The organism is Haloferax larsenii (assembly GCF_024730625.1).
GTDB lineage: Archaea > Halobacteriota > Halobacteria > Halobacteriales > Haloferacaceae > Haloferax > Haloferax larsenii.
Map to the genome: position 1 here is coordinate 1,215,649 of NZ_CP078063.1, position 24,528 is coordinate 1,240,176.

The following is a 24,528-nucleotide window of genomic DNA, read 5'->3' on the forward strand; positions in this document are numbered from 1 at the left end:
CACCCCAGGCGAACAACCCTCGCCAAAGATGGCCGAAGACGTCAAGCCGACCCGCAAGAACCTGATGGCGATCGAAGATCGCATCGAACTCTCTGAGCGGGGTCACGACACGCTCGAACAGAAGCGGGACGGCCTCATCATGGAGTTCATGGACATCCTCGACCAGGCACAGGACGTGCGGGCGAACCTGAACGCGGACTACGAGCGCGCCCAGAACAAGATCAACATGGCTCGCGCCATGGAGGGTGACGTCACGGTTCGCGGTGCTGCCGCAGCGCTGAAAGAGTACCCCGAGATTACGACGCAGTCGAAGAACATCATGGGCGTCGTCGTCCCGCAAATCGAGTCCTCGCGCGTCAAAAAGAGCCTCGACCAGCGCGGCTACGGTCTGCTCGGTTCTTCGGCCCGCATCGACGAGGCTGCCGACGCCTACGAGGAACTGCTCGAATCCATCATCCTCGCCGCGGAAGTCGAGACGGCGATGAAGAAGATGCTCGAAGAGATCGAGACGACGAAGCGCCGTGTCAACGCGCTCGAATTCAAACTGCTTCCCGAACTCTACGAGAACCAAGAGTACATCGAGCAGAAGCTCGAAGAGCAAGAGCGCGAGGAAATCTTCCGCCTCAAGAAGATCAAAGCCAAGAAGGAAGAAGAAGAGAAGGAAGCGCGAGAGGCCGAACAAGCCGCCGAAGCCGCTACTGCGGACTAATCTCGTCACTTCTCTGCGGTATCTTCTCGGTCGCCCCACCGACCACTTTTCGTCGCGCAACCGCGTAGGTAGTGGTATGGCCTGTCCCGAGTGTGGTGGTGCGACAGTCCGGTACGTCGTTCCCGAAGACCTGCGAACGTACGCTCCCGAATCGACCGATATCGTCGCGCTGTGCGGCGATTGCCTGCACGTCTCCCCGGCGACCGTCGCGGGGGCACAAGTCGACGAGGCGAAGCAACTCGTCGATGTCATCCCGGACGGTGACGGCGGCGCGGCCCTCGCTGTCGCGCTTGGGTTGCTCGACTCGCTGGCGCTCAACCGTTCCGGTATCGTGGAGTGTCTCGAATACGCCGAGGAGTCGGGCGTCGACGTGCATCTGGCGCTCGATAGACTCGCCCACGGATTCCCCGATGCGCACGTCGACCTCGAACGACGTCGCAGTCAACTCACGGCGTTTTTCTGACGAGTCGAACAGTCGCTCTTCGCGGGGTGAAGTGCTGAGGCTAGCGGCTGTGGTGTCTATGCTACTGACTGGTGGAGTGCCGCGGCTATCGGCCGATAGGCACGGCGCTCGCGTTGCCTAGTGATTCGTCTCTCGCGCTTGCGCGCGAAGACGCCGAGGAGAAAGTGCTTAGACGCCCGTGGAGTACCGGAGAATTCCGGCGATACCACCGAACGCGTCGTAGAGCTGTTCGCCCTTTTCGAAGTCGGTGCTGATGAACTTCGTCTCGGTGCCGCGCTGGTCGGCGATGTCCATCAGGAACTCGATGACGTCCTCGCGGGACTCGGCTTCGACTTCGGTGCCGTCCTCACACTCGTGAGTGGGCGTGTTGTGCCGGTGATCGACGAGTTCGTACTCTTCGTTCCCGTTGCAGTCGTAGATGACGACGTCTTGGCGGAGGTCCTCGGAGATGAGGAGGCGGTCGACAGACCCCATCACGAGGTTCTTCCGCGTCGGCTCGAACCCGTAGGTGGACTCGTTGCCGCGGTGGAGTTTCTCGAAGAACTCCTCCATCTGCTTTTTGTCCTTGATGACCTCCTGGTCGGCCAGCACGTCCTGTCCGGCGTCGACGAGGTCGTAGAGGCCGGATTCGTCCGTGTAGGCGACGTCGAACTTGCCGACGACGAGGTCCTGCAGTTCGTGGTGGAGATAGTCACCGTCGAGGAACTCGTCTTTCGTCGGCGAGGGACCGCCCACGAGGATGCCGTCCATGTCGTGACGTTGGGGGACGAACAGGTCGTTCGCCATGCCAGCGACTTCCTGATAGAAGTTGTCGATAGCTTCGAGGCGCAGGCGGGCGAAACGCTGGGCGGACTGACCACCTTTGCGCTGCTTCCCCGGGACGAGCGACGAGGCGCTCTTGACCGGTTCCACGCGCTTGCCTTTCAGCCATCCGACGTTGGCCTCGCGGCGGTCGAGGACGACGAGCCCGAACAGACCCTTGTCCATGAGCATGTCCTCGAGGGGCCCGGTGAGGAAGTTCGAGTCACAGTGGTACCGGAACGACTGGATGGGTTCCGGCGGGCTTTCGAGTACCTTCGTGACCATGTTCGTCTGGCCACCGCCGGAGTCGACCGCACCAGAGAACATCACGATGCCGTTGTCTGGCGGGAAGTTACCGTAGTATCGGAGCCGGTCTTTGATGCTCGTCAGGGCGTCCTGCACGTTCGTCCGCGTCTGCTTGGACTTGATGTTGGACGCTTCGCTGTGTTCTGTGATGACGTGTTCGACCACGTCGGAAATCTGCTTGTCTTCTGGGATGTAGATGGTGACGAGCTGAGTTCCGGAGCCTTCGAATTCTTTGAGGTCCTCGATGACCTTCTTGAATTCATACTTTCGCCGGTCTTCGCTCGCCTCCTCGGCGTCGCTACTCATCACTCCACATAGTCCCGCCAGCGGCTAAGTAACCTTTGACTGTCCACGTGGCGAGCTATCGTGTCACACCCATGACGGCGCTCGGAGAACATTTATGGTGCTGTCACGGTAGGGTTTCGACGTTGGAATCATGGCACGGGTGTACGCAATTGCCAGCGCGAAAGGCGGGGTTGGAAAAACGACGACGACAGCCAACCTTGGAACCGTCCTCGCGATGGCCGGTCACGAGGTTGTCGTCATCGACGGTGACCTCGGGATGCCGAATCTCGCTGGTGCCCTCGGTGTCGACCCAGACGGGGCGACACTTCACGACGTCCTCAACGACGACGTAGACATCAAGTCGGCTATTTACGAGGGACCGGCTGGTCTCGACGTCGTCCCCGGGTCGAACGCGCTGGAAGCGTTTGCCCGAACTGACGCCAAAGGACTCGAAGCGGCTGTCGACCAGCTCGACGACTACGACGTCGTCATCGTCGACACCGGTGCGGGTCTGAGCAACGACACGTTCGTCCCCCTGAAGTTCGCCGACGACGTGGTGCTCGTCACGACGACCGAACGAGAGGCACTCGGCGACACCGAGAAGACGCGACAACTCGCCGAGCGCATCGGCGCGTCAATCGTCGGTGCCGTCCTCACCCGTGTCGACGAGTCGAACCCGAACGCCGAGGTGGTCGCGTCGATTCTGGATGCTGGCGTCGTCGCCGTCGTCCCCGAAGACCCGGCTATTCGTGACGCGCTCGACAGCCAAGTTCCCGTCGTCCTCCGCACACCTGACAGTATCTCGGCGGCAGGCTACCGCGCGCTCGCGGAGGCACTCACCGGAGAGCCGGTTCCGGTCCCCGACGAGACCGGAGCAGCCACCGACGACGACCACACGACTGAAACGACAAAGCAGGACGTCCAAGAGTCGGAGTCAACGCAGGTCGTCACTACTGATTCGTCTTCCGCACCCGACACCGAACTCCCTGAAGCCGACCCCGAGGCGGAATCCGAACCGTCGTCGGACACCGGTCGAACCACTTCTGAACCGGACTCGATGGATGTCTCGGAATCGGAGCCAGCGACGCCGTCCGACAGCTCGTCGGAAGCTGAACCGACGCCGGTCGCCTCAGAGGACTCCGTCGACACGACCGAGTCGACGACCGAAGACCCGCTTGCGCCAGACGCAGACGCTGGCGAGTTCGAAGCCGCAGATACCACTGACGAATTCGAAGCCGCAGATACCACTGACGCGACGGACTCGAACGCGCGGGAGACATCGGGTGCGGACACTGACGACTCCACTGCGGTCCACACTGCCGAGGACTCCCCGACAGAGGCAGGCGAGTCGTCGATGCCGACTGCCGAGGACTCCCCGACAGAGGCAGGCGAGTCGTCGATGCCGACTGCCGAGGAGACTACCGACGCGACTCCCGAACCGGACCCGACGGACGCACCGGAAGACCCGCTCGCTGCTGACGTGGACGAGGACCCATTGGCGGCCGAGTCGTCCGAAGACCCGTTAGCGGGCGATGCGGTCGACGAAGACCCGTTGGCGGGTGAGGTGGTCGACGAAGACCCACTCGCTGCCGACGCGACCGACTCGGAATCACTGGTCGAAGCGTCGAAGGCGGCGGCCGACGAGGTGCTGAACAAGAACAAGAACAAGCGAGACGCTGAACCGAAGCCTGCTTCGGAGTCGGAACTGGGAACGGAGCCAGAACCGGAGTCGACTGCGGAACCGGAACCTGCCGCAGAGCCGGAACCGACGATGGAACCGGAGTCGACGACTGAGTCCTCCCCGGAAAGACAGCCGACTGAGGATTCGGCCTCGACGACCGACTCGTCGGACACGCCCGAGCCAATCGTCGAAGACGACATCATCGTCGCACCGGTCGAAGAGGAACACGTCGAAGACGAAGACCCGACAGACACCGACTCGCAGGTGCCGTTTGCCGCCGGAAGTGACGGTAAGCCCGCGGTGCGTGACGACTCGGCGGAGCCACAGACCCCGCCGACCGAGACACAGGACCCGACGGCAACGCCTCGGGACCAGCCGCAGTCGCCCGAACCCACCGAGTCCCGCGCACCTGCTGACCGGACAGCACCACCTGAGTCGACCACTCCCTCCGAACCCACCGAACAGTCGGGTGAACCGCTCGTCCAAGACCCATCGAGTGCGGATGACGACGAACCCCTCGTCGCAGAGGCGGAGTCTGAACCGGACGACGACGCGGACGGGACCGGCGAGGACGAAGAAGAGGGCGTCTACACGACGACGCTCGTCGAAGAAATCGACTCACTGGACGAAGACGGAGACGACAAGAAGAAGAAAGGCTTCTTTAGCCGCTTCCTCGGCTAAACGAGAAGGCCTATTAATCGCGTCTGCCGATGACCCGGTATGACAGAATCAGAGTCCATTCCGTTCTGGTGGGTCGTGTTGTTCCTGCTTCTCGCGCTCGGTAGCGGCGCTGCGGCCGTGTTCTCGGTCGGCGGGTCGCTCGTCTCGGGGACGGTCGCACTCCCACTTCTCTTCTGAAAAATCAGAACGCGGTCGTTTCGACCGACGTTACATCGACTCGGGAGCCTCGACGCCGATGATATCGAGCGCGTTGGCCACCGTGTGCTTCGAGGATTCGACGAGTGCGAGGCGGGCCGCGGCGACTTCCTCGTCGTCGGCCGAGAGGACCGGACACTCGCGGTAGAAGCGGTTGAACACTTCGGCGAACTGGCGGGCGAACGTCGCAATCGTGTGGGGTTCGAGGTCGTCGGCCGCCTCCTCGACGACGGCGGGGAAGCGCGCGATGACGCGCAGCAGTTCGCGTTCGGCCTCTGAGTCGAGGACCGACGGGTCGACGTCGCTCGCGTCGAGACCGGCGGCGGCCGCCTCGTCGGTGATGCCACAACAGCGCGCGTGGACGTACTGGATGTACGGCGCGGACTGGGCCTCGAAGTTGAGCGCCTGGTCCCACTCGAAGGTGATGGACTTGGTGGGCTGTTTGGAGACGATATCGTAGCGAACTGCGCCGATACCGACCTGGCGAGCGATACGCTCGATGTCGTCTTCGTCTAAGTCGTCGTTGCGGATGCGGTCTTCCATGCGCGTCTCGACTTCCTCGCGGGCGCGGTCGATTGCCTCGTCGAGCAGGTCGTCGAGCATGACGCCGGTTCCCTCGCGGGTGGACATTCCGAGACCGCCGGGGAGGTTGACCCACGAGAAGATGACGTTCTCCAGTTTGTCCACGTCGTTGCCGAGGAGGTCGAGGGCGGCGCGAAGTTGCCCGGCCTGCAGTTTGTGGTCCTCGCCGAGGACGGTCACGGCGCGGTCGTAGTTGTCGAACTTCCACTCGTGGTGGGCGAGGTCGCGGGTCGTGTAGAGCGACGTGCCGTCCGAGCGGAGGAACACGAGATTCTTGTCGATACCGTACTCGTCGAGTTCGAGTTGCCACGCGTCTTCCTCGTAGACGGCGTGGTCGGTCTCTTTGAGGCGCTCTGCGAGGTCGCGGGTGCGCCCGTCGAACATGAAGCGCGTCTCTTTGACGAACTCGTCGAACTCCGCGGGGAGGCGGGCGAGACACTCGCGCATGCCACCGAGCACTTGGTCGACGACGTTCTCGACGCGGGCGTAGGTCTCTTCGTCGCCTTCTTCGATACCCTGTAGAATCTCCGTAATCTCGGCTTCCGCGGCGTCGACCTCGTCGGGGTCGGCTTCTTCGAGGAAGGCGTTGCCCTTCTGGTAGTACCGCACGAGGTCGTACTCGATGCGGTCGCGGTCGGGTTCGCTGTCGAGGTCGTCCTCGTCGAACGTCTCGTAGGCCCACGTGAAGACGGCCATCTGGCGACCGGCGTCGTTCACGTAGTAGTGTCGCTCGACGTCGTTGCCGGCGAAATCCAGCAGGTTGGCGACGGCGTCGCCGACGATGGGGTTGCGGGCGCGCCCGACGTGGACCGGGCCGGTCGGGTTCGCACTCGTGTGCTCGACGACGACGCTGTCGCCGGTCGAGGGGAGACGGCCGTACTCGACGTCTTCGGCCGCGGCGGTGAGTGTGTCGTCGTAGTAGGCGTCGGTCACGTGGAAGTTGACGTACGGTCCCTGCGTGTCGACCGCGGCGAGGTAGTCGTAGCCGTCGACGGAGATTTCCTCGGCGATGTCGGCGGCAACCGACGGTGGCGCAGCACCGACGACTCCGGCCAGTCGGAACGCCACGCTGGAAGCGAGTGTCGCGGGTACGTCTTCCGGTGGCTCCTCGACCCCGAGGTCGTCGTCCGGCAGGTCGAGCGACGAAAGCGCCGCAGAGAGCGCCGCTTCGACCTCCTCACGGAACTGTCTGAACATGCTCACGGGTTCTCGGCAGACGGCTAAAGGCCTTTCCGAACCGGTTCGGGGCGGGCCGACTGCGACCCTCGCTGGCGACTGACTGTCGCCCCAGCGGTCGCCGTCTGAACTACCTTACTAGTTAGGTAGAACTGGTATGCTGACACCGGACAAAGGAATGAATGAGGCAGGAGGAACCTGCCACCCCCAACAATGAGCCGATGCAACTACTGCGACGCGTTCGTATCGAGCAACTTCATACGCGTGTTCGGTGACGACAAAGGGCGCGTCTTCGCCTGTCCGAACTGTTCGGCGAACGCCGGCGTCTCCCAAGTGAGCGCCGAGCGAAAGGCGGCGGGTCTCTGAGCCTCGCTTGGTCCTGCCGACCACGGCCCTACGTGTGTCTCCACACGTCCCACCCACCGCACGTGCGCTGACCAACCTCCCCCGATTCCAACCCTCACCCACCCCACTCCTCTCGTTTATTACCCCTTCCAGCGACGCGACTGCTCGCTTCTCGCGTTGCTGGACCGACCGACGGACTTACCACTCGGTACTCGAAAGTCAGGGTACGAGCGGTTCGGTACTCTCTCATCTCATTTCTGGAACGCATCTCATATACGATACGCTTATGGGACGAGCGTTCGAATCCACGAGTATGTCAGAATCGGCAGTCGCCAGCGAGGTCGGGTACGACGAGTTGGCAACGTTGAAGCTCGTTGCCCTCGACGGCGGGCGCGCTGAACCTGTCAAGGTCTCTTGCTCTGGACTTGCAGACAGGCTAGACGTCTCTAACCAGACGGCGTCGCGTCGCTTGCAACGCCTCGAAGAAGGTGACTACGTCGACCGAGAGGTCGTCTCAGACGGCCAGTGGATTACGATAACCGAGGCCGGCGAATCTGCACTCCGCCGAGAGTACGCCGACTATCGACGTATCTTCGAGACGCCGTCGATGGTCGTCCTCGAAGGCGAGGTGACAGGCGGCATGGGTGAGGGTCGCCACTACATCTCGCTTCCGGGATACATGGAGCAGTTCACCGAGCGACTGGGCTACGAGCCCTTCCCGGGCACGCTGAACGTTCGGCTCAGTGACGATGCGATTCGTGCTCGCGCCGGGATGTCCGCGCTTGACGCCGTCCCAATCGACGGCTGGGAAGACGACGAACGCACCTTTGGGCCGGCGACCTGCTACGCCGCTGTCGTCGAAGCCGACGACGAGACGTACGACCCGGTTCACATCATCGTCCCCGAGCGAACCCACCACGACGAGTCGCAACTGGAGATTATCGCGCCCGACAAACTCCGCGACGAACTCGACCTGGAAGACGGCGACATCGTCACGGTTCGCGTCGAGGAGGTCGAGACGGAATGAGTCGCTCCGCGGAGACGGACCTCGACCCGACAGAACGCGTCGTGGAGGCGTTCCGTGCGGGTGAGCCGGTCCTCGTCCACGACTTCGACGACCGCGAGGGCGAGACAGACCTCGTCTACCCCGCGGGAGCGGTCACGCCGGCCGAAGTCGCCCGCATGCGCAACGACGCCGGCGGTCTCGTCTGCGTCGCGCTCCCGGACGACGTGGCCGAAACGCTTGGGCTCCCGTTCATGGACGACGTGCTCGACCACCCGGCCGCGGCCGCCCACGACCTCGCGTACGACTCGCGCTCGTCGTTTTCCTTCACGGTGAACCACCGCGACTCTTTTACCGGAATCACCGACCGCGACCGGGCGATGACCATCTCGCGGCTCGCGCCCGTTGCCGAACTGGCTCGCGCGGGTGACTACGACGCCGACGACTTCGGCGGCGAGTTCCGCGCCCCCGGCCACGTCCACCTGCTTCGCGGCGCGCCCAACCTCCTCGACGACCGACAGGGCCACACCGAACTCGGTCTCGCACTCGCCGACCATGCCACGCTGCCGCCAGCCGTGGTTGTCTGCGAGATGCTCGACGACGAGACGGGCGCGGCCCTCTCGAAAGCCGACGCCCGCGAGTACGCCGGGCGACACGACCTCGCGTTCGTCGACGGCGACCGCCTGCTTTCGGACCTCTCCTAACTCGTTTTCCTCTCAGGTTTCGTCTCTCCACGACCACTCCGGTTTCCACCCGAGGAGCCGCGTCGCCTTCTCCGTCGAGACGAGTGATTCGTGTCCCGAGAGGTCGCCGCGAACATCGGCGTCCGGGTACACGTCACGCGCAATTTCGGCCGATTCGATTGTCGTCGAGGTGTCGGCGGCGGCCGCCCAGAACACTTCGTGGCCCTCGAAGTCGGCTTCGATGGCCCGCCGAACGAGTCTCGCGGCGTCGTCGCGGCCGAGGTACGCAAAGAGCGTGTTTCGCGCCGTGTGAAAGACCCCGGATTCGCGGAGTCCGTCGAGTGTTCGGTCCTGTTCGGCGAACGTCTCTATGGCTTCTTTTCTGCTCGGCATCCACGGGAAGCGGAGGCTGGCAATCGTGGATGGCGCGTCAGCCCTGCGAGCGAACCCCGCGGCCGTCTCTTCGGCGACGTACTTGCCGAGACCGTAGGGGTTCGACGGCGTCGCTCGGTGTGTCTCGTCGACAGGCAGGAAGTCGATTCGCGCGGGGTCGGGTTCGAACCCGCCGCCGATGGCGCTCATGCTCGACGCGAGGGCCACGGTGTCGATGCCGAGGGCGGCTGCCGCTTCGAGAACGACGTAGGTCGATTGGACGTTGCTCTCGAAGACGCGGTGGCCGGGGTCGTGGGTCGGCGTCGAGATGGCTCCGAGGTGGACGATGGCGTCGGCATCGACGGCGGCGAGCGTCGCCATGAGGTCGCCGGGGTCTAACGCGCTCACTCGGTAGTCGTGGTCGGCGTGGTCGGACCCGCCGGTGCGACTCACGTTGGTGACCGTGTACCCGTGGTCGCGGAGGTGGTCGATGACCGTCGGTCCGATGTTACCCGTCCCGCCCGTGACGACGACGGATTCGAGAGTCATACTGCGATATGGCAACACATCGCCAAAAACGGTCTGGGACGCTGTGGCCGGTTCGTCATGATTTTAGAGGGGGGCCTCCGAAGGCCTGTACATGGGATTCGACGACATGGACGTGTCCACGATTTGGATGAACGGCGAATACGTGGACTGGGAGGACGCACAGATTCACGTCCTCACGCACGGACTCCACTACGGCACGGGCATTTTCGAGGGCGTTCGCGCCTACGACACCGACCGCGGTCCGGCTATCTTCCGCTGGGAAGAACACCTCGAACGCCTCTACAACTCCGCGAAGCCGTACGACATGGATATCGAGTACTCGCCGGAGGAACTCACCGAGGCGACGCTGGAAGTCGTCCGGCGCAACGACCTCGACGGCTGTTACATCCGTCCGATTGCCTACTACGGCTACGACTCGCTCGGCGTCAGCCCCAAGGACAACCCGACGGACGTCGCAATCGCGGCGTGGCCGTGGGGAACCTACCTCGGCGAGGACGCGCTCGAAAACGGCGTCGACGTGATGGTCTCGTCGTGGCGCAAGCACGCCTCCAGCCAGATTCCGACGAACGCGAAGACGACCGGTCTCTACGTGAACTCCCTCCTCGCTGGTGAGGAAGCGCGCCGCAACGGCTACGTCGAAGCCATCGTCCTGAACAAGGAAGGCAACGTCGCCGAAGGCCCCGGCGAGAACATCTTCATGGTCCGCGACGGGAAGATTTACACCCCCGGTCTCTCCCAGAGCATCCTCGACGGTATCACCCGCGACACCGTCATCACGCTCGCCCGCGAGCGCGGCTACGAAGTCGACGACAGCGCCGTCATCAGCCGCGGCGAACTCCACACCGCCGACGAACTGTTCTTCACCGGCAGCGCCGCCGAAGTCACGCCCATCCGCAAGGTGGACAACGTCGTCATCGGCGAGGGCACTCGCGGTCCCGTCACGGAAGAACTCCAGACGGCCTTCTTCGACCTCGTGGAGCGTCGCACCGACGACCACGAAGAGTGGTTCACCTACGTCGAAGAGCAGTAAGACTTCGAAAATCCGTTTTTTGGAGATTGTACCGCCAGTCGCAACACCCTGCCAGAGGTGTCACACCCGTGGACCGGTGGGTGACTACTCGTCTTCCTCGGTCACTTCGATAGTGTACTCGTCGATGTGTTCTTGCTCTGCGAACCCGGCCGAGAGGACACGTGTGAGGGCTTCTTCGACCTTCTCACCGGTCTCTTCGATATCTTCGGGGTCGACTTCCATCACGAAGCCGGTGGTGATGTTCGGGGCGGTCGGCATGAAGATAATCTCCTTGCCGTCAGACGTCGTCTTTCCCGTCTTGAACGCGGTCATTCGGATACCTGGCCACGTTTCGAGACGGACCGGCTTCTGGAGGTCTTCGGTTCCGGTGAGTGCAGTTTCGACCGCGAGTTTCGAGGCGTTGTAGACGATACGAACGAGCGGGACCTTGTTCATCGAGGCGTCGAGGCCCGCTTCGATGAGCCGACCGGCCGTGGTCCGCATGAGATAGCCGACCGAGAGGACCAGCAGAAGGAAGATGATGATAGCGACGAAGAAGCCGAACACCTCGGAGAGAAAACTGAACTCACCTTCGACCTGCAGTAGCGTCGCGACGCCCGGTATCTTGACGATGCTACTGTAGAGGATAGACAGCACGTACAGAATGACAATCAGCGGAACGAGAACTACGAGACCGCTGGCGAAGTCGCGTCTCCACGAGGACATTGATACGCGGTACGTGAACCTGCGGGCTTAAGGGGATTTCTAGTGCGAATGGTGATACTGGGCCAGAACGCGGCGTGGCCCGCGACGGCGTGTCGCCTCCCGTTAGATGCCGAGGACGGCGCGAATCGCGAACAGCGCGTTTTCCTTGCGCTCTCGGACGCGACGGTAGAAGTACTGGAACCACTTGCCGCCGTAGGGGGCATACTGCCAGACTTCGACGCCCTCGGAGGCGAGGTCGCGCTGGGCGTCTTCGCGCACGCCCATGAGCATCTGTATCTCGTAGTCGGTGTCGTACTCCTGTCCGAGTTCGCGGGCGTACGAAATCATCTCGGGGTCGTGGCTCCCGACCGCGATGCTGCCGGTGTACTCCCGGAAGAGATACGCGAGCAGTTCTTTGTACACCTCGTCGACCTTCGCTTTCTTCTTGTGGGCGACGCTCGCGGGTTCGTCGTACGCGCCTTTCACCAGTCGAATCTTCCCCGGCACGTCCGAGAGGCGTTCGAGGTCGTCGGGCGTGCGCTTCAGGTTCGCCTGCACGCACAGACCCATCCCGCCTTCGAACTCGCGAGCGAGTTCCTCGAACGAATCCAACGTCGCGTCCGTGGTCTCGTGATCCTCCATGTCACACCACAGGAACACGTCGTGTTCGTCCGCCGCCTCGGCGATTCGGCGGTAGTTCTCGGCGAACACGTCGTCACCCATGTCGAGGCCGATTTGTGACGGCTTGACCGACACGCAGGCGTCGAGGTCGGTCTCCGCGATGTCCTCCACGAGTTGCACGTAGGCGTCGGCGTCCTCGTCGGCGGGGCCGCGTTCGTGGTAGTGCTCGCCGAGCAGGTTGAGGATGACAGCGACACCTTCGTCGTTCATCTGTCGCGCGTGGTCGAGTGCTTCTGCCGGCGACTCACCGGCGACGAACTTGCTCGCGATGGGAGGAATCATACTGAAAGATAACCAGCGTTTGGTATTCAGAGTTATCATCCGTCGGCTGCGTAATCGGGGGACACCGCCGACACGGCTCCGAGCGAAACCGTCGGAACTTACACCCCTCCGTGCGCAGTCACGCGTATGGTCGTCTCTCTCGTCGTCACTGCGTTCTGGGCGATGTTGCCCGCGTACGTCCCGAACAACGCTGCGGTCCTCGCCGGGGGCGGAAGGCCGATAGACGGCGGCCGTATGCTGGGCGACCGTCGCCTCCTCGGTGACGGCAAGACGTGGCGCGGAACGGCCGCGGGAACACTTGCGGGAACACTGCTCGCTGTCGCCCTCAACGCGCTCGTCCCGTCGGCTTCCGCCGCAATCGGGGTCGACCTCCCCACCTTCCCACTTACTGCCGCATTCGGGCTCGCGCTCGGCGCGATGCTCGGTGACATCGGTGCCTCGTTCCTCAAGCGTCGCTCGGGTCGCGAGCGCGGTGCCGCGTTCCCCGGCCTCGACCAACTCGACTTCGTCGTCGGTGCGCTCGTCCTCGCCTTCGTCGCCGCTCCCGGGTGGTTCTCGGCGACGTTCACGCTCCCCGTGCTCGCCGTCGTCCTCGTGATGACGCCGGTTCTCCACGTCGTCACCAACGTCGGTGCATACTTCTTGGGCCTGAAGAACGAGCCGTGGTGACTTTCCTTTCTCTCCTTTGGGGCCACCTCCGACGACTCGCAGCTTGACGCTGCCGCTCCGAACCAACCCGCTTAAGCGCCTCTGTGAACCCTCTCGAAACAAGATGACGAACACAGAACTCATCGCGGCGCTTCGTGACGCCGACGCGGTCCAGTTCGGCGAGTTCGAACTCTCCCACGGCGGCACGTCCGACTACTACGTCGACAAGTACCTCTTCGAGACCGACCCCCGGTGTCTGAAGCTCATCGCCGAGGCGTTCGCGGACCTCGTCGAAGACGACGAAAAACTCGCGGGCGTCGCTCTCGGCGCCGTTCCGCTCGTCGCGGCCACGGCAGTCGAAACCGAGAAACCCTACGTCATCGCCCGAAAGAAGGCCAAGGAGTACGGTACGGCGAAGCGAATCGAAGGCGCACTGGAGGAAGGCGAAGAAGTCGTCGTCCTCGAAGACATCGCGACGACCGGCCAGAGCGCCGTCGACGCCGTCGAAGCACTCCGCGACGCCGGCGCAGTCGTCGACCGCGTCATCGTCGTCGTCGACCGCCAAGAAGGTGCAGACGAACTGCTCGCCGAACACGACATCGAACTCCAGTCGCTTCTCACCGCCGAGGACCTGCTCGCCGACGCCGACAACTGAGACGCGATACACGCATGTGAGTAATTCGCGTGCGAAAGCCAATCGAAATATTCATTTTTGTGCAAACACGAGGGCGAAGGCATGAACAGAGCAGAGAAGGCCGCACTCCAGCTACAGGCGGTGTCGGTGCTCCGGATGCTCAAAGAGACCCGGACCTACGACGAACTCGCCGAGTTGACTGGGCTGCCGGCCGGCGACCTTAACCGCTACGTCAACGGGCACGTCTTGCCCGGCGTCGAGCGCGCCCGTGAGGTCGTCGAAGGTGTCGGACGCGACGCGCTCGCCGACGAACTCGAAGCGCGCGTCCGCTTCGACGACGAGGGCTACGTCGACAACTCCGACGTCGTCTTCGACCAGTCGTTCCTCGACCTCGTCGCGCCCGTTGCAGCGAACACCCTCGGTTTCGAGCGCCCGGACGTGGTCTTGACGGCCGCGACCGACGGCATCACCCTCGGTGCCGCCATGGCGAGTTACTTCGGCGCGCGCCTCGCGTACGCGAAGAAATCGAAAGAGACCGCGGTCGAGGACTTCATCGAGTCCCGACAGCGCCTCGCCTCCGGTATCGAACTGACCTACTACCTCCCTGCGAGCGCCATCGACGCGGGCGAACGCGTCCTCGTCGTGGACGACCTCATCCGCTCCGGCGAGACGCAGGAACTCCTCTTGGACATCGCCCTGCAGGCTGACGCCGACATCGCGGGTGTCTTCGCTCTCATCGCCGTCGGCGACGAGGGTACGTCCCGCGCGGCCGAACTCACGGACGCCCCAATCGGCGCACTCAGCGTCTTCGAGTAAACTGTCGGCGCTGCTTCGGTGGGGACACTTCCCGACGGAGCGGCCACCGTGCTGACGCAATAAACGGTTCTAACCTCACTCTCAGTTTGACAACCGAATAACACCAGTGGGTTAAATTCTATTGTCTTCTACTCGCAAATAGTCATGCTCGTGCTGGTGTGTTTCATCAAACACACCATTTAATACACGAACGTGTGTATATCCGGAGCTATCGATGGTAATGCTTATGTGTGGAATCGCGGGTATGCTTACTCGTGCATTATGGGGCTCACTGAAACCCTCGCAGATTACTTCGACGTGCATAAACACGGGTCCTCAGTCGGGACCGAGATTATCGCGGGGATAACGACATTCCTGACGATGTCGTACATCGTCGTCGTCAACCCGTCGATTCTCGCAGAAAACCCGGATATTCCTGGCCTCGATGGCATCGCCATCACGGGCTACACCTTCGGTGAGGTGCAGTCGATGCTCGCCGTGGTGACTATCGTTGCGGCGGCTATCGCGACGCTCGTCATGGCGTTCTACGCTAACCGGCCTTTCGCGCAAGCGCCCGGACTCGGGTTGAACGCGTTCTTCGCGTTCACCGTCGTCGGCGCGCTGGGTATCCCGTGGCAGACGGCACTCGCCGCCGTCTTCGTCGAGGGACTGGTCTTCATCGCGCTCACCGCTGTGGGCGCGCGTGAAGCCATCATCAAGATATTCCCCCAACCGGTCAAGATGGCCGTCGGAACCGGTATCGGTCTGTTCTTGACTATCATCGGTCTGCAGGCGATGGGCATCGTCGTCGACGACACTGCGACGCTCATCACGCTCGGCAACCTCGCTTCTGACCCGGTCGCCGTCGTCTCTATCGTCGGCCTGTTCGTCACGTTCGCCCTCTACGCGGCGGGCATCCCCGGGTCGATTATCCTCGGTATCGTGTTCACCACCGCTCTTGGGTGGGGACTCACCACCTTTGGCTTCGTTTCCCCTGAGGCTGAACTCGTCGCCGGCTCGTCAGCCGCGACCTACGACGTGACGCCGCTCGTCGGCGCGTTCGTCTCCGGGTTCGGCAACGTCGAAGCGTTCAGTTTCGCTCTCATCGTCTTCACGTTCTTCTTCGTAGACTTCTTCGACACCGCCGGGACGCTCGTCGGCGTCGGGCAGGTCGCTGGCTTCCTCGACGAGAACGGTGACCTCCCGGACATCGACAAGCCGCTCATGGCCGACGCGGTCGGTACCACCGCTGGTGCGATGATTGGCACCTCGACCGTCACGACCTACATCGAATCCGCGACCGGCGTCGAAGAAGGCGGCCGCACGGGCCTCACCGCGCTCGTCGTCGCACTTCTCTTCCTCGCCTCGCTCGCGCTCGTCCCGCTCGCGACGGCCGTTCCTCTCTACGCCTCGCACATCGCGCTCGTCGTCATCGGCGTCGTGATGCTCCAGAACGTCGTCGACATCGACTGGGACGACATCACCAACACGATTCCGGCCGGGATGACCATCCTCGTCATGCCCTTCACGTACTCTATCGCCTACGGCATCGCCGCGGGAATCATCTCGTACCCGCTCGTGAAGGTCGCTGCAGGAGACTACGACGACGTCAGCGCGGGCCAGTGGGTCCTCGCGCTCCTGTTCGTCGTCTACTTCGTCGTTCGGACGTCCGGGATGCTTCAGGCACAGGTCTGAGGCGACGGTCTTCTTTCCTCTTCTCTTCTCTCCTCTCCTCACTGCGGTTTGCACCGGCGACACACAGCTCCGCCGCGCTTTTTATATCGGACTCCATAGCAGGCGATGATGTCGAACCTCACGCTCTACGAACTCCCTGGCTGTCCGTACTGTGACAAGGTCAAGAACAAACTCGCCGACCTCGACCTGGAGTACGACTCGGTGGAAGTTCCCCGCGCACACCCAGAACGAACCGAAGTCAAAGAGATTAGCGGCCAGACCGGTGTTCCGGTTCTCGTCGACGAGAAACACGACATCGAGGGGATGTCGGAGTCCAGCGATATCGTCGAATACCTCGACGAGACCTACGGCTCGGCGTCGTAAACAGACGACTCGGCCCGAAGCGCTCGCTCTCGAACTCCTCCGTTCTCACTTCGATTTTCGGTCCTGCAGGTACGCTGGAAGCCACGAAAAGACAAAGCGGCGCGTCAGGACGAGCGTCCCACCGTCAGATTTCGGCGGGGTCGCGGGCGCGCTCGCGAATCAGGTCGCGAATCTCGTCGGGGTCGTCGATGGCGGCCAGTTCGTCGCAACTGACGATGCCGGTTCCATCGACCGATTCGCGCTTCTGTTTCTCCTCGACGAAGTACACAGAGCGCGTGCGCGTCACCTCACCCAACGAGGACATGATTTGTGCGCGTTTCTCGGCGCTCCGCGTGAACGACGAGTGGCCGGTGAGGACGTTCGTGTGCTTGCGCCGGCCGGAGTCCTCGCTCACCGCCTTGAACGGTGCGCGGGAGGTCGGGTGGACGGTAAAGCCCGCCTGCGTGAGGACGGAGAGGACGTGTTCGTCGTCGGGGTCGGCTGCCGGGTCGTCCGGCGTAGGTTCTGCGTCGCGGACTTCTTCTGCGCCCGTGAGCACGTCGACCGGGTTCGAAAACGGCCGGTCGAACATCTCTTCGAGTTGAATGGCCACTTCGATGCTCGCGTTCATCCCGTCTTCGTACTTCGAGACGGTGCGGCGCGAGACGCCGAGTTCCTTCGCGAGCCGGCCGAGGCTCCAGCCGCGTTCCTGTCGTTCTTCGGAGAGGATGTCGCCGTCGATGCTCACATAGAGGCCGCCGGGTGCGGCGTAGATGAGCGGCGGGACTCCCTCGACGAACAGGTCCATCGCGGTGTCGGGGTTCAACACCGGGACGCCGTGGCGGAAGTAGACGACGCCCGGTTTCAGGTCTTCGTCGCGAGTGCGTAGTCCGACGACCATCGGCGTCGCGTCGAGGTACGAACCGAGGCGTCGCATCTCGGAACCGGTGACGCCGTCGAAGGCGTCGATGTTCCCGAGTATTTTGAGGAGCAACAAGTCCTCACCTCTGCGTGCGGCGAGGTCGAAGCTCTTGGGCCGGATGGCAATCCGGTCGCTCACGACGAACCCCGCATCTTGGAGCATCGCGGCGATGTTGCCAACCAGCGCTGACCGGGACATAGGGGGCAATAAGCGATTCGGCCCATAAAGCGTTTTCCCCGCGCGTGGCCCCGATGTCCCCCGATTCCTCCTGTTCTTCGACGACATTTATATAGTCGCCTCTGACCCGAAAGGCGTTACTGCGTTCTTCGGCTAGCTTCGGCGATGACCGTCATCGGCCTCGACGACACCGACTCCCGGACGCTCGGGATGTGTACGACGTACCTCGCGACGCTCGTCGCCGAGGCCATCGAACAGGAAGGCGGCGCTGTCGAGCGCCTGCTTCTCATTCGGCTCAACCCCGCGGTCGAACACAAGACGCGGGGAAACGCCGCGTTAGCCATTCACACCGACGTACCCGCCGGGACCGCCTTCGACGTTGCGCGGGCCGAACTCGAACGCTGGGCGGTCGTCGACGACGACCGGACGAGTCCGGGCCTCGTCGTCGCACCGGGGTCGCCCGATACTGTCTCGACTGCCGTCGAGGAGTTCGCCCGCGACGCCGTCCGCGACTTCCACGACACTGACCGCGCCGTCGAACTCGCGACCGAATCCGGTTTCCTGAGCCAAGGGTGGCACGGTGGTCGCGGCCGAATCGGTGCCCTCGCCGCCGTCGGTGCGTGGGCCGCGTTCGACGAGTGGACGTACGAACACATCTCGTATCGCGAGTTCCACCGTTGCGGGACGCCGCGAGAGGTTGACTTCGACTCCGTGTTCGAGGCCGCAGACGCCGGTTACCCGGACGCGTGGGATACGGTCGACCGGGTAGAGGGCGAAGCAGTCTGTGTCCCGAACGCGCCGGGGCCGATTCTCCACGGTATCCGTGGCGACGACCCCGAGACGGTTCGGTCGGTCGCTGCCGACATCGTCTCGGAACCAATCGACCGCTCGGCGACGTTTCTCACGAATCAGGGGACGGACGCCCACCTTCGGGATGGGTCGCTCTCGGACCTCCGAGATGAGCGGGCGTATCGCGTCACAGGCTCGGTCGCGTCGAAACCGGAGACGCGAACCGGCGGCCACGTCTTTTTCGACCTCTCTGAGGACGATGCGACGATTACCGTGGCGGCGTTCGAACCGACGAAGCGTTTCCGTGACCACGTTCGCTCGCTCCGCGTTGGCGACCGCCTCACCGTCTGTGGAGAAGTGTCCGATGGGACGCTCAAACTCGAAAAGTTCGCCGTGCGTGACCTCGTTCGCACGGAACTCGCGACGCCGACATGTCGAGACTGTGGGCGGACGATGAAGAGCGCCGGGCGAAACCAGGGCTATCGCTGCCGCGACTGTGGGACCGATGCACCCGGAAAGGTCGAGACGCCACTCGACAGAGCGCTCGAAGTGGGGTGGTACGAGGTGCCGCCGTGCGCCCGTCGCCACATTGCGAAACCACTCGTCCGAGGCGGATTCGACGCACCGACACACCCCGAGCGGTAGCACTTGCTCTCATCGTTCGCTAACGGGAGACAACGTTATTTCGTGACACGTCTACAAATAGATGAGAGGCGTGTTCCGAACGACAGGTCCCACAGGGCGCTCTAACTCCGATGCCACGAGATAGTGACTCTATTCGAGAGCGAATCTACGCGACGTTTGCAGACGATTCGCTCGACTTCGAAGCCTCCGTACAGACGGCGCTTGAGTACACTGCCAACTATCTCGGCGTCGAGTACGGCTTTTTGACTCGAATCGAAAGCGGCGAGCAACGCATACTGCAGGCCGTTGGCTCGCACGAACTCCTCCAACCCGGTGAGTCGTGTCCGCTCGAACAAGCCTACTGTCGGCGGACGATAGAGATTCCGGGAACGCTGAGCACCCAAGACGCCGCAGCGTCTTCCGCCGTCTCAACAGAGGCGTTCGAAACGTTCGAACTCGGGTGCTACATCGGCACGAAAGTCGTCGTCGACGACGAGGTGTACGGTACTGTCTGCTTCGGCGACTCGGACCCACGTGGCGAGTCGTTTTCCGAATCCGAGGGCATGCTGGTCGAACTCGTCGGGCAACTGGTCTCTCAGGCGCTCGAACGACGAGCCTATCAGCAGACGCTCGCAGACCAGAACCGACAACTCGAAACCGAACGCCAAACGTTCGAGGAGATTGCCGAGACGACGTTCGACGTAATCTACCGAATCAACATTCAAGGGCTGTTTACGTACGCTTCCTCGTCGATCGAGCGCGTCACCGGCTACACACCAGACGAACTGGTCGGAACGTCGTTTACCGAATATGTCCGTGAGTCGTCGCTGCCGCAGACTATCGAGGCCTTCGACCAACTACTGGGCGGTGATCCGGTCGAACATCTCGAACTTGAGTTCGAAACGAAGGGCGGCGGGACTGTCACGCTGGAAGTCAATGCACGCCCCATCTACAGTGACGGCACGGTCAGATTGATTCAGGGAGTGGCCCGCGATATCTCGAAACGAGTCGAACAGGAACGCGAACTTCGGCTTCAACACCGGGCGCTCGAAGACACGGATGTCGGCATCACTATCGCCGAAGCGGCGAACCCGGAGTTCGTCATCACCTATGCGAACGAAGCCTTCGAAGCGTTGACCGGCTATTCACGCGACGATATCACTGGACACCCGTATCGGGATTTCTTCGCGGAGGGCACCAAGTCTACGGAAGCAGGCGATATCAGTGAGGTGCTAGCGACGGGCGATTCCAGCGTGTTCGACCTACTCGTCACTCGGCAGGACGACACACCCCTCTGGTGTCGTACGTCTATCAGCCCCGTCACAGACGAGTTCGGCGAGGTGACACACTACGTCGGATTCCACGAAAACGTCACCGAGGAAAAGCGAACTGTCCGGTTGGTCGAACTTCTCAACCGAGTTCTCAGACACAACTTGCGAAACAGTATGAACGTCATCCTCGGGAACATCGAGTTGTTGAACGACCCTGAGATGGCGTCCGTAGCTATCGGCCGTATCCGTGAACGCGGACACGACTTGGTTCGGTTGAGCGAACGCGCTCAGGAACTGAAGCGGTACGCACATCGGGAACGCGACCCGCAGCGTCTCGACCCGAAAGAACTCGTCGCTCGTATCGTCGAGCAACACGAGGCGTCGAACCCACAAGCCACAATCACCGCCGACGTGCAGTCCGAACGCGACATCTGCGCCGGGAGCGAACTCAGTCGCGCGCTTTCGGAACTCGTGGCGAACGCGATTTCGCACCATCCCGCTGAGTCGGCCCGCGTGTCGATATCGGTCGCCGACGCTGGAGACCAGATACGAATCGAAGTCGTCGACGACGGGGAGGGAGTCTCACCTAGTGAGACCTCGTTCGTTCAGATGGGACGCGAGACGGATTTGGAGCACGGGAGCAGTATGGGTCTGTGGCTGGTCAATTGGATTGTCACCCGATACGGTGGGTCGTTCCAAATCGGCCCTGCTGACGAGGACAACCAGGGGACGCGTGCGACGATTCTCGTCCCGTCTATCGACGCCGAGACCAGTGTCGAAGCGGCGGCGAAGCCATCGACAGCACTCTTCTGGTAACGCTCGCTCGCCGGCGTGCTCTCGTGACGTCCGTGGTCCGTGTCACTTCCTGACGACGAGAATCGCCGTGTTCTCGCGACGGTCCACGAACGAACTCCCGGCAGGTGGTTTCACGTCGACGACGAGCGTTCCGTCCTCTCTGTTTGCGCTGAGTTCGGCTTCGACTGTCGCCGTCGCCGTCCCGTCGCCGCCCGTCTTCTCTGCCACGACGTCGCCGAGTTCGGCAGTTCCGGATTTCACGACGACGGTCGCTCCTTCGACGGGGTTCCCCTCGTGGTCGACGACGGTGAACGTGATATCGTGAGTGCCCGGTTCGACGACATCGGGACTCGGCTTGACGTTGAGTTCCGACGTGGCGAGTCCCTGCACTCCCGAGAGCATGTTGAGCATGACGCTCATGCTGGCGACGCCGACGACGAGTGCGACGACGAGACGAACTGGGAGTCCTTCGATAGCGCGCGTGTCTGACCGGAATGCTTCGAGCATGGGCCGTCTGGCCGCGGTTTCGTATATAAACCCTCGTCCGGGGGTTCAAGTCGGAAGCCGGGACCACGAGGTCCCATGCACGTTATCGGCCGCGACGCAGACGCAGGCGGCCCAGTCTGTGACCTCGGAACGTACCGCGCCCGCGACGGGAGCACCGGAGCACCCGTCGGCCTCGACGTAAACCACCCTCACGCGGCGGTCGTCGTCGGCAAACGCGGGAGCGGGAAGTCGCACACGCTCGGCGTCGTCGCCGAAGGGCTAGCTCGCGCCGAGGGTGTCGCACCAATCGTCGTGGACCCGATGGGTGTCTTTTCGGGACTCACGGCTGCCCCAATCGATGGAACGGTCCATCATGACCCGACAGTCCGCGCAAGTGCCCTCCCGCCTAGCGCGTGGCCCGACCTCCTCGGACTCGACCCAACTAGCTCGGTTGGGTCGCTCGTCTGGCAAGTCGCTGCTGAGACCGACTCACTCGCCGAGATGCAGTCAGCAGTCGCCGACGCCGACGTGACGGCCGCCACGCGACGGGCTGCCGCGAATCACCTCGCGCTCGCCGACTCGTGGGATGTGTTCGGCTCCGATGGGATAGCAGTCTCCGACCTTTGCAGCCCGACACCGGACGTCCTCGACCTTTCCGGGATGGACGAGCGCCCTGCGAGCGCCGTCGTTCGCGTCGTCGCCCGAGGGGTGTACGAGGCCCGCGTCGCAAGCGCGGTGGACCACCTCCCGTGGCTCCTCGTGGACGAGGCGCACGCCTTTGTCGGCGGCGTGGCAGACCCGGCGCTTCGAACGATTCTCACGCGTGGGCGCGCACCCGGTGTCGGACTCGTCCTCGCAACGCAGCGCCCATCTGCACTCCCCGATGTCGCCGTCTCGCAGGCCGACCTCCGAATCGTCCACCGGCTCACCGCCGGACCGGACGTGTCGGCGATGGCCGCCGCCGACCCGACGTATCTCGATTCGAATCTCGAATCTCGGCTCCCTCGAAAACTGGGCTGTGCGCTCGTCGTGGACGACACGACCGAATCGGTTCACGACGTACGCGTCCGTGAGCGCGACACGCCCGACGGTGGTTCGACACCCGTCGCGGTCTCGGAGCGCGACGCGACCCCCGCCTCCGTTCCGACCCACGACGCTTCCGAAACCATGGAGTAGTCCCTCCGGGTCAGGGTTGGTATGGACCGCTCGGAACTCGCATTGGTCGCCGTCGGTGGCTTTCTCGGTGCGACGCTCCGCTATCTCGTCGGCGTCGCCATCCCCGGAACCGGCGGGACGCTCGCGGTGAACGTTCTCGGGAGTTTCGTCCTCGGGGCGTTCATCACTACCGTCTCGTCACGGCGAGCGCAGTGGCTCTTCGGGTCGGGAGTCCTCTCCTCGTTTACGACCTACAGCACGTTCGCCGTCCAGACGGCCGGACTCTCGATGACCGGTGGCCTGCTCAACATCGGCGCGAACTACGCCCTCGGCTTCGTCGCCGCGGGACTCGGCATCGCCCTCGGGAGGCGACGATGAGCCTCACGCTCACCTCGGCACTCCTCGTCGGCCTCGGCGGAATGGCCGGGGCGACCTCGCGGCACGTCGTAGACCAACAACTCGTCGGCAAGTGGAGTACCTTCACCGTCAACGTCCTCGGGAGCATCGCACTGGGGTTCATCGTCACTGCGCCCGTGGGCGACGTGACCGCGACGCTCGCCGGAACAGGGTTCTGCGGCGCGTTCACGACCTTTTCGTCCTTTGCGGTCGGTGTTGCCGAACTCGTGGACGTCGGCGACTACCGGACGGCCGCCCGGTACGCCTTCGGAACGTTGCTGGCGGCGCTGGTCGGCGTGGTGATTGGTGGGGCGGTTGGTGGGATTGTTGGGTAGGGCGTCGGCGAAAGGCCAGTTCGGTTCGTCTTTCGGACGTGACTCTTCGAACAGTGCGGTGGATGCCGATTGGGCTGTTCCGGTACCGTTAACGGAATTCCATCATATATTTTGACATGAGCGTCGGTTCAGGTCTCGCCCTTCCCTTGCTTATCCCTGGGGTGTTCGTTAGCCTGCTCGGTGCTGTGATGCTGGTGAAACCACGACAGTCCGCGCGCGTCCTCGAACAACTGAACGCTATCGGGAGCAAACGCAACTTACGGACCGTCGAACCCACAGACTGGAACGTCACGCTCACGCGGGCCGTCGGTGGGTTCATCTTTCTGATGGGGGTCGCCTTCCTGCTGCTGGTACTTGCGAGAGTCGGTGGAGGGTGAGGTCCCACTCCACCTTGAATAATATATCCGAGGCGGGAGTGCCGCGAGCGGAGCGAGTGGCACGTCGGCGAGGCTCTGCCTCGCCGGAATTTGAACCTCAGTCGCTCTGCTCGCTGACGCTCGCGTCGCTCCTTGGTTCAAATCCCTCTGTGGGGTATTTACGAGAATTACGCTCGCGCCGAGACGAGACTCGGCGCTCAGGAAGTAATTCATCGAAAAGTACGCCCGAGGCGGGATTTGAACCCGCGTCACGACCGTGACAGGGTCGTATGATGGGCCACTACACCACCCGGGCCTACTGAAGTGAGTTTGCGGTACGGAGAGCGCCCGAGGCGGGATTTGAACCCGCGTCACGACCGTGACAGGGTCGTATGATGGGCCACTACACCACCCGGGCCCTCCGTCTGCAATCATTCGTAACCGAGGTTTATAGATAAGACTTACCATCTGAAACGGCCTTGGCCTGCGGTACCGCGATTCCTGCCCCGAAGACCTTTATATCGGGATTTCCCATGCCAATACGTGACGATTCGCGCATCTCCGGTGCGTGACCTCCGGTAGCTCAGCCTTTCTTCGACG

At 63.0% G+C, this 24,528-nt stretch carries 26 protein-coding genes and 2 tRNA genes; 19 read left to right on the forward strand and 9 right to left on the reverse strand.

Annotated elements, in window-relative coordinates:
* Positions 1–28 precede the first annotated feature (28 nt).
* Both KU306_RS06320 and KU306_RS06325 read left to right on the forward strand, forming a co-directional pair.
* Positions 29–709 carry a V-type ATP synthase subunit D gene (locus KU306_RS06320; RefSeq protein WP_007544474.1) on the forward strand — a complete coding sequence of 227 codons (681 nt, stop codon included), beginning with the start codon at positions 29–31 and terminating at the stop codon, positions 707–709.
* A gap of 76 nt (positions 710–785) precedes the next feature.
* The gene (locus KU306_RS06325; RefSeq protein WP_007544475.1) at positions 786–1,172 is read left to right on the forward strand and encodes a DUF6276 family protein; all 387 of its coding nucleotides are present in this window, start codon (positions 786–788) and stop codon (positions 1,170–1,172) included.
* A gap of 168 nt (positions 1,173–1,340) precedes the next feature.
* Here KU306_RS06325 and prf1 read toward each other — a convergent pair whose 3' ends face one another.
* A complete protein-coding gene (prf1, locus tag KU306_RS06330) occupies positions 1,341–2,585 on the reverse strand; it encodes a peptide chain release factor aRF-1 (RefSeq protein ID WP_007544476.1) in 1,245 nt (414 codons plus the stop codon).
* Between the two features lie 130 nt (positions 2,586–2,715).
* Between prf1 and KU306_RS06335 the strand changes: the two genes are divergently transcribed.
* Together KU306_RS06335 and KU306_RS06340 are read left to right on the forward strand one after the other, a co-directional pair.
* Positions 2,716–4,926 (forward strand): nucleotide-binding protein, encoded by a 2,211-nt coding sequence (locus KU306_RS06335; protein WP_258303202.1) that lies wholly within the window; start codon positions 2,716–2,718, stop codon positions 4,924–4,926.
* 39 nt (positions 4,927–4,965) lie between these two features.
* Positions 4,966–5,103 (forward strand): hypothetical protein, encoded by a 138-nt coding sequence (locus KU306_RS06340; RefSeq protein ID WP_007544478.1) that lies wholly within the window; start codon positions 4,966–4,968, stop codon positions 5,101–5,103.
* Positions 5,104–5,133: 30 nt separating this feature from the next.
* Here KU306_RS06340 and argS read toward each other — a convergent pair whose 3' ends face one another.
* Positions 5,134–6,900, reverse strand: coding sequence for an arginine--tRNA ligase (gene argS / locus KU306_RS06345; RefSeq protein WP_258303203.1), 1,767 nt, complete (start codon positions 6,898–6,900; stop codon positions 5,134–5,136).
* 192 nt (positions 6,901–7,092) lie between these two features.
* Here argS and KU306_RS06350 point away from each other — a divergent pair, with 192 nt between their 5' ends.
* The 3 genes from KU306_RS06350 (at position 7,093) to ribB (ending at position 8,931) form a co-directional block, all read left to right on the forward strand.
* Positions 7,093–7,245, forward strand: coding sequence for a DUF7563 family protein (locus KU306_RS06350; RefSeq protein WP_160163385.1), 153 nt, complete (start codon positions 7,093–7,095; stop codon positions 7,243–7,245).
* A 265-nt stretch (positions 7,246–7,510) separates the two neighbouring features.
* Complete coding sequence (locus KU306_RS06355; protein ID WP_258303204.1) at positions 7,511–8,251, forward strand: DUF120 domain-containing protein; 741 nt, start codon at positions 7,511–7,513, stop codon at positions 8,249–8,251.
* Positions 8,248–8,931, forward strand: a complete 684-nt coding sequence (gene ribB, locus KU306_RS06360) for a 3,4-dihydroxy-2-butanone-4-phosphate synthase (RefSeq protein WP_258303205.1) — start codon at positions 8,248–8,250, stop codon at positions 8,929–8,931. Before KU306_RS06355 ends, ribB begins: the two co-directional genes overlap by 4 nt.
* A gap of 12 nt (positions 8,932–8,943) precedes the next feature.
* Here the strand turns inward: ribB and KU306_RS06365 are convergent, their stop codons facing one another.
* Positions 8,944–9,831, reverse strand: coding sequence for an NAD-dependent epimerase/dehydratase family protein (locus KU306_RS06365; protein ID WP_258303206.1), 888 nt, complete (start codon positions 9,829–9,831; stop codon positions 8,944–8,946).
* Positions 9,832–9,922: 91 nt separating this feature from the next.
* On the opposite strand from KU306_RS06365, the gene KU306_RS06370 reads away from it, so the two are divergent.
* On the forward strand, positions 9,923–10,861 hold the full coding sequence (locus KU306_RS06370) for a branched-chain amino acid transaminase (RefSeq protein ID WP_074792724.1): 939 nt from the start codon (positions 9,923–9,925) through the stop codon (positions 10,859–10,861).
* Between the two features lie 84 nt (positions 10,862–10,945).
* Here KU306_RS06370 and KU306_RS06375 read toward each other — a convergent pair whose 3' ends face one another.
* Both KU306_RS06375 and KU306_RS06380 read right to left on the reverse strand, forming a co-directional pair.
* Positions 10,946–11,566, reverse strand: a complete 621-nt coding sequence (locus KU306_RS06375) for a DUF502 domain-containing protein (RefSeq protein WP_007544488.1) — start codon at positions 11,564–11,566, stop codon at positions 10,946–10,948.
* Positions 11,567–11,668: 102 nt separating this feature from the next.
* Positions 11,669–12,508 carry a proline dehydrogenase family protein gene (locus tag KU306_RS06380; protein ID WP_007544490.1) on the reverse strand — a complete coding sequence of 280 codons (840 nt, stop codon included), beginning with the start codon at positions 12,506–12,508 and terminating at the stop codon, positions 11,669–11,671.
* A 126-nt stretch (positions 12,509–12,634) separates the two neighbouring features.
* On the opposite strand from KU306_RS06380, the gene KU306_RS06385 reads away from it, so the two are divergent.
* The 5 genes from KU306_RS06385 (at position 12,635) to KU306_RS06405 (ending at position 16,643) form a co-directional block, all read left to right on the forward strand.
* Positions 12,635–13,177: a CDP-2,3-bis-(O-geranylgeranyl)-sn-glycerol synthase gene (locus KU306_RS06385; RefSeq protein WP_007544492.1), complete on the forward strand. Its 543-nt coding sequence runs from the start codon at positions 12,635–12,637 to the stop codon at positions 13,175–13,177.
* Positions 13,178–13,280: 103 nt separating this feature from the next.
* Positions 13,281–13,811, forward strand: coding sequence for an orotate phosphoribosyltransferase (gene pyrE, locus KU306_RS06390; RefSeq protein WP_258303207.1), 531 nt, complete (start codon positions 13,281–13,283; stop codon positions 13,809–13,811).
* Between the two features lie 81 nt (positions 13,812–13,892).
* Complete coding sequence (locus KU306_RS06395) at positions 13,893–14,606, forward strand: phosphoribosyltransferase family protein (protein ID WP_007544496.1); 714 nt, start codon at positions 13,893–13,895, stop codon at positions 14,604–14,606.
* 261 nt (positions 14,607–14,867) lie between these two features.
* On the forward strand, positions 14,868–16,280 hold the full coding sequence (locus tag KU306_RS06400; RefSeq protein WP_007544498.1) for an NCS2 family permease: 1,413 nt from the start codon (positions 14,868–14,870) through the stop codon (positions 16,278–16,280).
* A 108-nt stretch (positions 16,281–16,388) separates the two neighbouring features.
* Positions 16,389–16,643 (forward strand): glutathione S-transferase N-terminal domain-containing protein, encoded by a 255-nt coding sequence (locus tag KU306_RS06405; RefSeq protein ID WP_007544499.1) that lies wholly within the window; start codon positions 16,389–16,391, stop codon positions 16,641–16,643.
* A 124-nt stretch (positions 16,644–16,767) separates the two neighbouring features.
* Here the strand turns inward: KU306_RS06405 and KU306_RS06410 are convergent, their stop codons facing one another.
* Positions 16,768–17,742, reverse strand: coding sequence for a transcriptional regulator (locus tag KU306_RS06410; RefSeq protein ID WP_007544501.1), 975 nt, complete (start codon positions 17,740–17,742; stop codon positions 16,768–16,770).
* A gap of 144 nt (positions 17,743–17,886) precedes the next feature.
* On the opposite strand from KU306_RS06410, the gene KU306_RS06415 reads away from it, so the two are divergent.
* Together KU306_RS06415 and KU306_RS06420 are read left to right on the forward strand one after the other, a co-directional pair.
* Positions 17,887–19,155, forward strand: a complete 1,269-nt coding sequence (locus tag KU306_RS06415) for a tRNA(Ile)(2)-agmatinylcytidine synthase (protein WP_258303208.1) — start codon at positions 17,887–17,889, stop codon at positions 19,153–19,155.
* Between the two features lie 110 nt (positions 19,156–19,265).
* Positions 19,266–21,221 carry a PAS domain S-box protein gene (locus tag KU306_RS06420; RefSeq protein WP_258303209.1) on the forward strand — a complete coding sequence of 652 codons (1,956 nt, stop codon included), beginning with the start codon at positions 19,266–19,268 and terminating at the stop codon, positions 21,219–21,221.
* Positions 21,222–21,263: 42 nt separating this feature from the next.
* On the opposite strand, the gene KU306_RS06425 is transcribed toward KU306_RS06420, so the two are convergent.
* Positions 21,264–21,707, reverse strand: coding sequence for a DUF7382 domain-containing protein (locus KU306_RS06425; RefSeq protein WP_007544506.1), 444 nt, complete (start codon positions 21,705–21,707; stop codon positions 21,264–21,266).
* A gap of 75 nt (positions 21,708–21,782) precedes the next feature.
* On the opposite strand from KU306_RS06425, the gene KU306_RS06430 reads away from it, so the two are divergent.
* From KU306_RS06430 to KU306_RS06445, 4 genes are all read left to right on the forward strand, one after another.
* Positions 21,783–22,862 (forward strand): ATP-binding protein, encoded by a 1,080-nt coding sequence (locus KU306_RS06430; protein WP_258303210.1) that lies wholly within the window; start codon positions 21,783–21,785, stop codon positions 22,860–22,862.
* Positions 22,863–22,883: 21 nt separating this feature from the next.
* A complete protein-coding gene (locus KU306_RS06435; protein WP_258303211.1) occupies positions 22,884–23,219 on the forward strand; it encodes a fluoride efflux transporter FluC in 336 nt (111 codons plus the stop codon).
* A complete protein-coding gene (locus tag KU306_RS06440; RefSeq protein ID WP_258303212.1) occupies positions 23,216–23,572 on the forward strand; it encodes a fluoride efflux transporter FluC in 357 nt (118 codons plus the stop codon). Before KU306_RS06435 ends, KU306_RS06440 begins: the two co-directional genes overlap by 4 nt.
* A 116-nt stretch (positions 23,573–23,688) precedes the next feature.
* Positions 23,689–23,949 (forward strand): DUF6199 family natural product biosynthesis protein, encoded by a 261-nt coding sequence (locus KU306_RS06445; protein WP_258303213.1) that lies wholly within the window; start codon positions 23,689–23,691, stop codon positions 23,947–23,949.
* Between the two features lie 222 nt (positions 23,950–24,171).
* Here KU306_RS06445 and KU306_RS06450 read toward each other — a convergent pair.
* Both KU306_RS06450 and KU306_RS06455 read right to left on the reverse strand, forming a co-directional pair.
* Positions 24,172–24,244 (reverse strand) — tRNA-Asp (locus KU306_RS06450).
* A gap of 29 nt (positions 24,245–24,273) precedes the next feature.
* Positions 24,274–24,346, reverse strand: a tRNA-Asp gene (locus KU306_RS06455).
* Between the last annotated feature and the right edge of the window lie 182 nt (positions 24,347–24,528).

Coding starts and splice junctions, on each gene's coding strand:
- KU306_RS06320 (WP_007544474.1), top strand. CDS start 29: ATGGCCGAAGACGTCAAGCCGACCCGCAAGAACCTGATGGCGATCGAA.
- KU306_RS06325 (WP_007544475.1), top strand. CDS start 786: ATGGCCTGTCCCGAGTGTGGTGGTGCGACAGTCCGGTACGTCGTTCCC.
- prf1 (WP_007544476.1), bottom strand. CDS start 2,585: ATGAGTAGCGACGCCGAGGAGGCGAGCGAAGACCGGCGAAAGTATGAA.
- KU306_RS06335 (WP_258303202.1), top strand. CDS start 2,716: ATGGCACGGGTGTACGCAATTGCCAGCGCGAAAGGCGGGGTTGGAAAA.
- KU306_RS06340 (WP_007544478.1), top strand. CDS start 4,966: ATGACAGAATCAGAGTCCATTCCGTTCTGGTGGGTCGTGTTGTTCCTG.
- argS (WP_258303203.1), bottom strand. CDS start 6,900: ATGTTCAGACAGTTCCGTGAGGAGGTCGAAGCGGCGCTCTCTGCGGCG.
- KU306_RS06350 (WP_160163385.1), top strand. CDS start 7,093: ATGAGCCGATGCAACTACTGCGACGCGTTCGTATCGAGCAACTTCATA.
- KU306_RS06355 (WP_258303204.1), top strand. CDS start 7,511: ATGGGACGAGCGTTCGAATCCACGAGTATGTCAGAATCGGCAGTCGCC.
- ribB (WP_258303205.1), top strand. CDS start 8,248: ATGAGTCGCTCCGCGGAGACGGACCTCGACCCGACAGAACGCGTCGTG.
- KU306_RS06365 (WP_258303206.1), bottom strand. CDS start 9,831: ATGACTCTCGAATCCGTCGTCGTCACGGGCGGGACGGGTAACATCGGA.
- KU306_RS06370 (WP_074792724.1), top strand. CDS start 9,923: ATGGGATTCGACGACATGGACGTGTCCACGATTTGGATGAACGGCGAA.
- KU306_RS06375 (WP_007544488.1), bottom strand. CDS start 11,566: ATGTCCTCGTGGAGACGCGACTTCGCCAGCGGTCTCGTAGTTCTCGTT.
- KU306_RS06380 (WP_007544490.1), bottom strand. CDS start 12,508: ATGATTCCTCCCATCGCGAGCAAGTTCGTCGCCGGTGAGTCGCCGGCA.
- KU306_RS06385 (WP_007544492.1), top strand. CDS start 12,635: ATGGTCGTCTCTCTCGTCGTCACTGCGTTCTGGGCGATGTTGCCCGCG.
- pyrE (WP_258303207.1), top strand. CDS start 13,281: ATGACGAACACAGAACTCATCGCGGCGCTTCGTGACGCCGACGCGGTC.
- KU306_RS06395 (WP_007544496.1), top strand. CDS start 13,893: ATGAACAGAGCAGAGAAGGCCGCACTCCAGCTACAGGCGGTGTCGGTG.
- KU306_RS06400 (WP_007544498.1), top strand. CDS start 14,868: ATGGGGCTCACTGAAACCCTCGCAGATTACTTCGACGTGCATAAACAC.
- KU306_RS06405 (WP_007544499.1), top strand. CDS start 16,389: ATGTCGAACCTCACGCTCTACGAACTCCCTGGCTGTCCGTACTGTGAC.
- KU306_RS06410 (WP_007544501.1), bottom strand. CDS start 17,742: ATGTCCCGGTCAGCGCTGGTTGGCAACATCGCCGCGATGCTCCAAGAT.
- KU306_RS06415 (WP_258303208.1), top strand. CDS start 17,887: ATGACCGTCATCGGCCTCGACGACACCGACTCCCGGACGCTCGGGATG.
- KU306_RS06420 (WP_258303209.1), top strand. CDS start 19,266: ATGCCACGAGATAGTGACTCTATTCGAGAGCGAATCTACGCGACGTTT.
- KU306_RS06425 (WP_007544506.1), bottom strand. CDS start 21,707: ATGCTCGAAGCATTCCGGTCAGACACGCGCGCTATCGAAGGACTCCCA.
- KU306_RS06430 (WP_258303210.1), top strand. CDS start 21,783: ATGCACGTTATCGGCCGCGACGCAGACGCAGGCGGCCCAGTCTGTGAC.
- KU306_RS06435 (WP_258303211.1), top strand. CDS start 22,884: ATGGACCGCTCGGAACTCGCATTGGTCGCCGTCGGTGGCTTTCTCGGT.
- KU306_RS06440 (WP_258303212.1), top strand. CDS start 23,216: ATGAGCCTCACGCTCACCTCGGCACTCCTCGTCGGCCTCGGCGGAATG.
- KU306_RS06445 (WP_258303213.1), top strand. CDS start 23,689: ATGAGCGTCGGTTCAGGTCTCGCCCTTCCCTTGCTTATCCCTGGGGTG.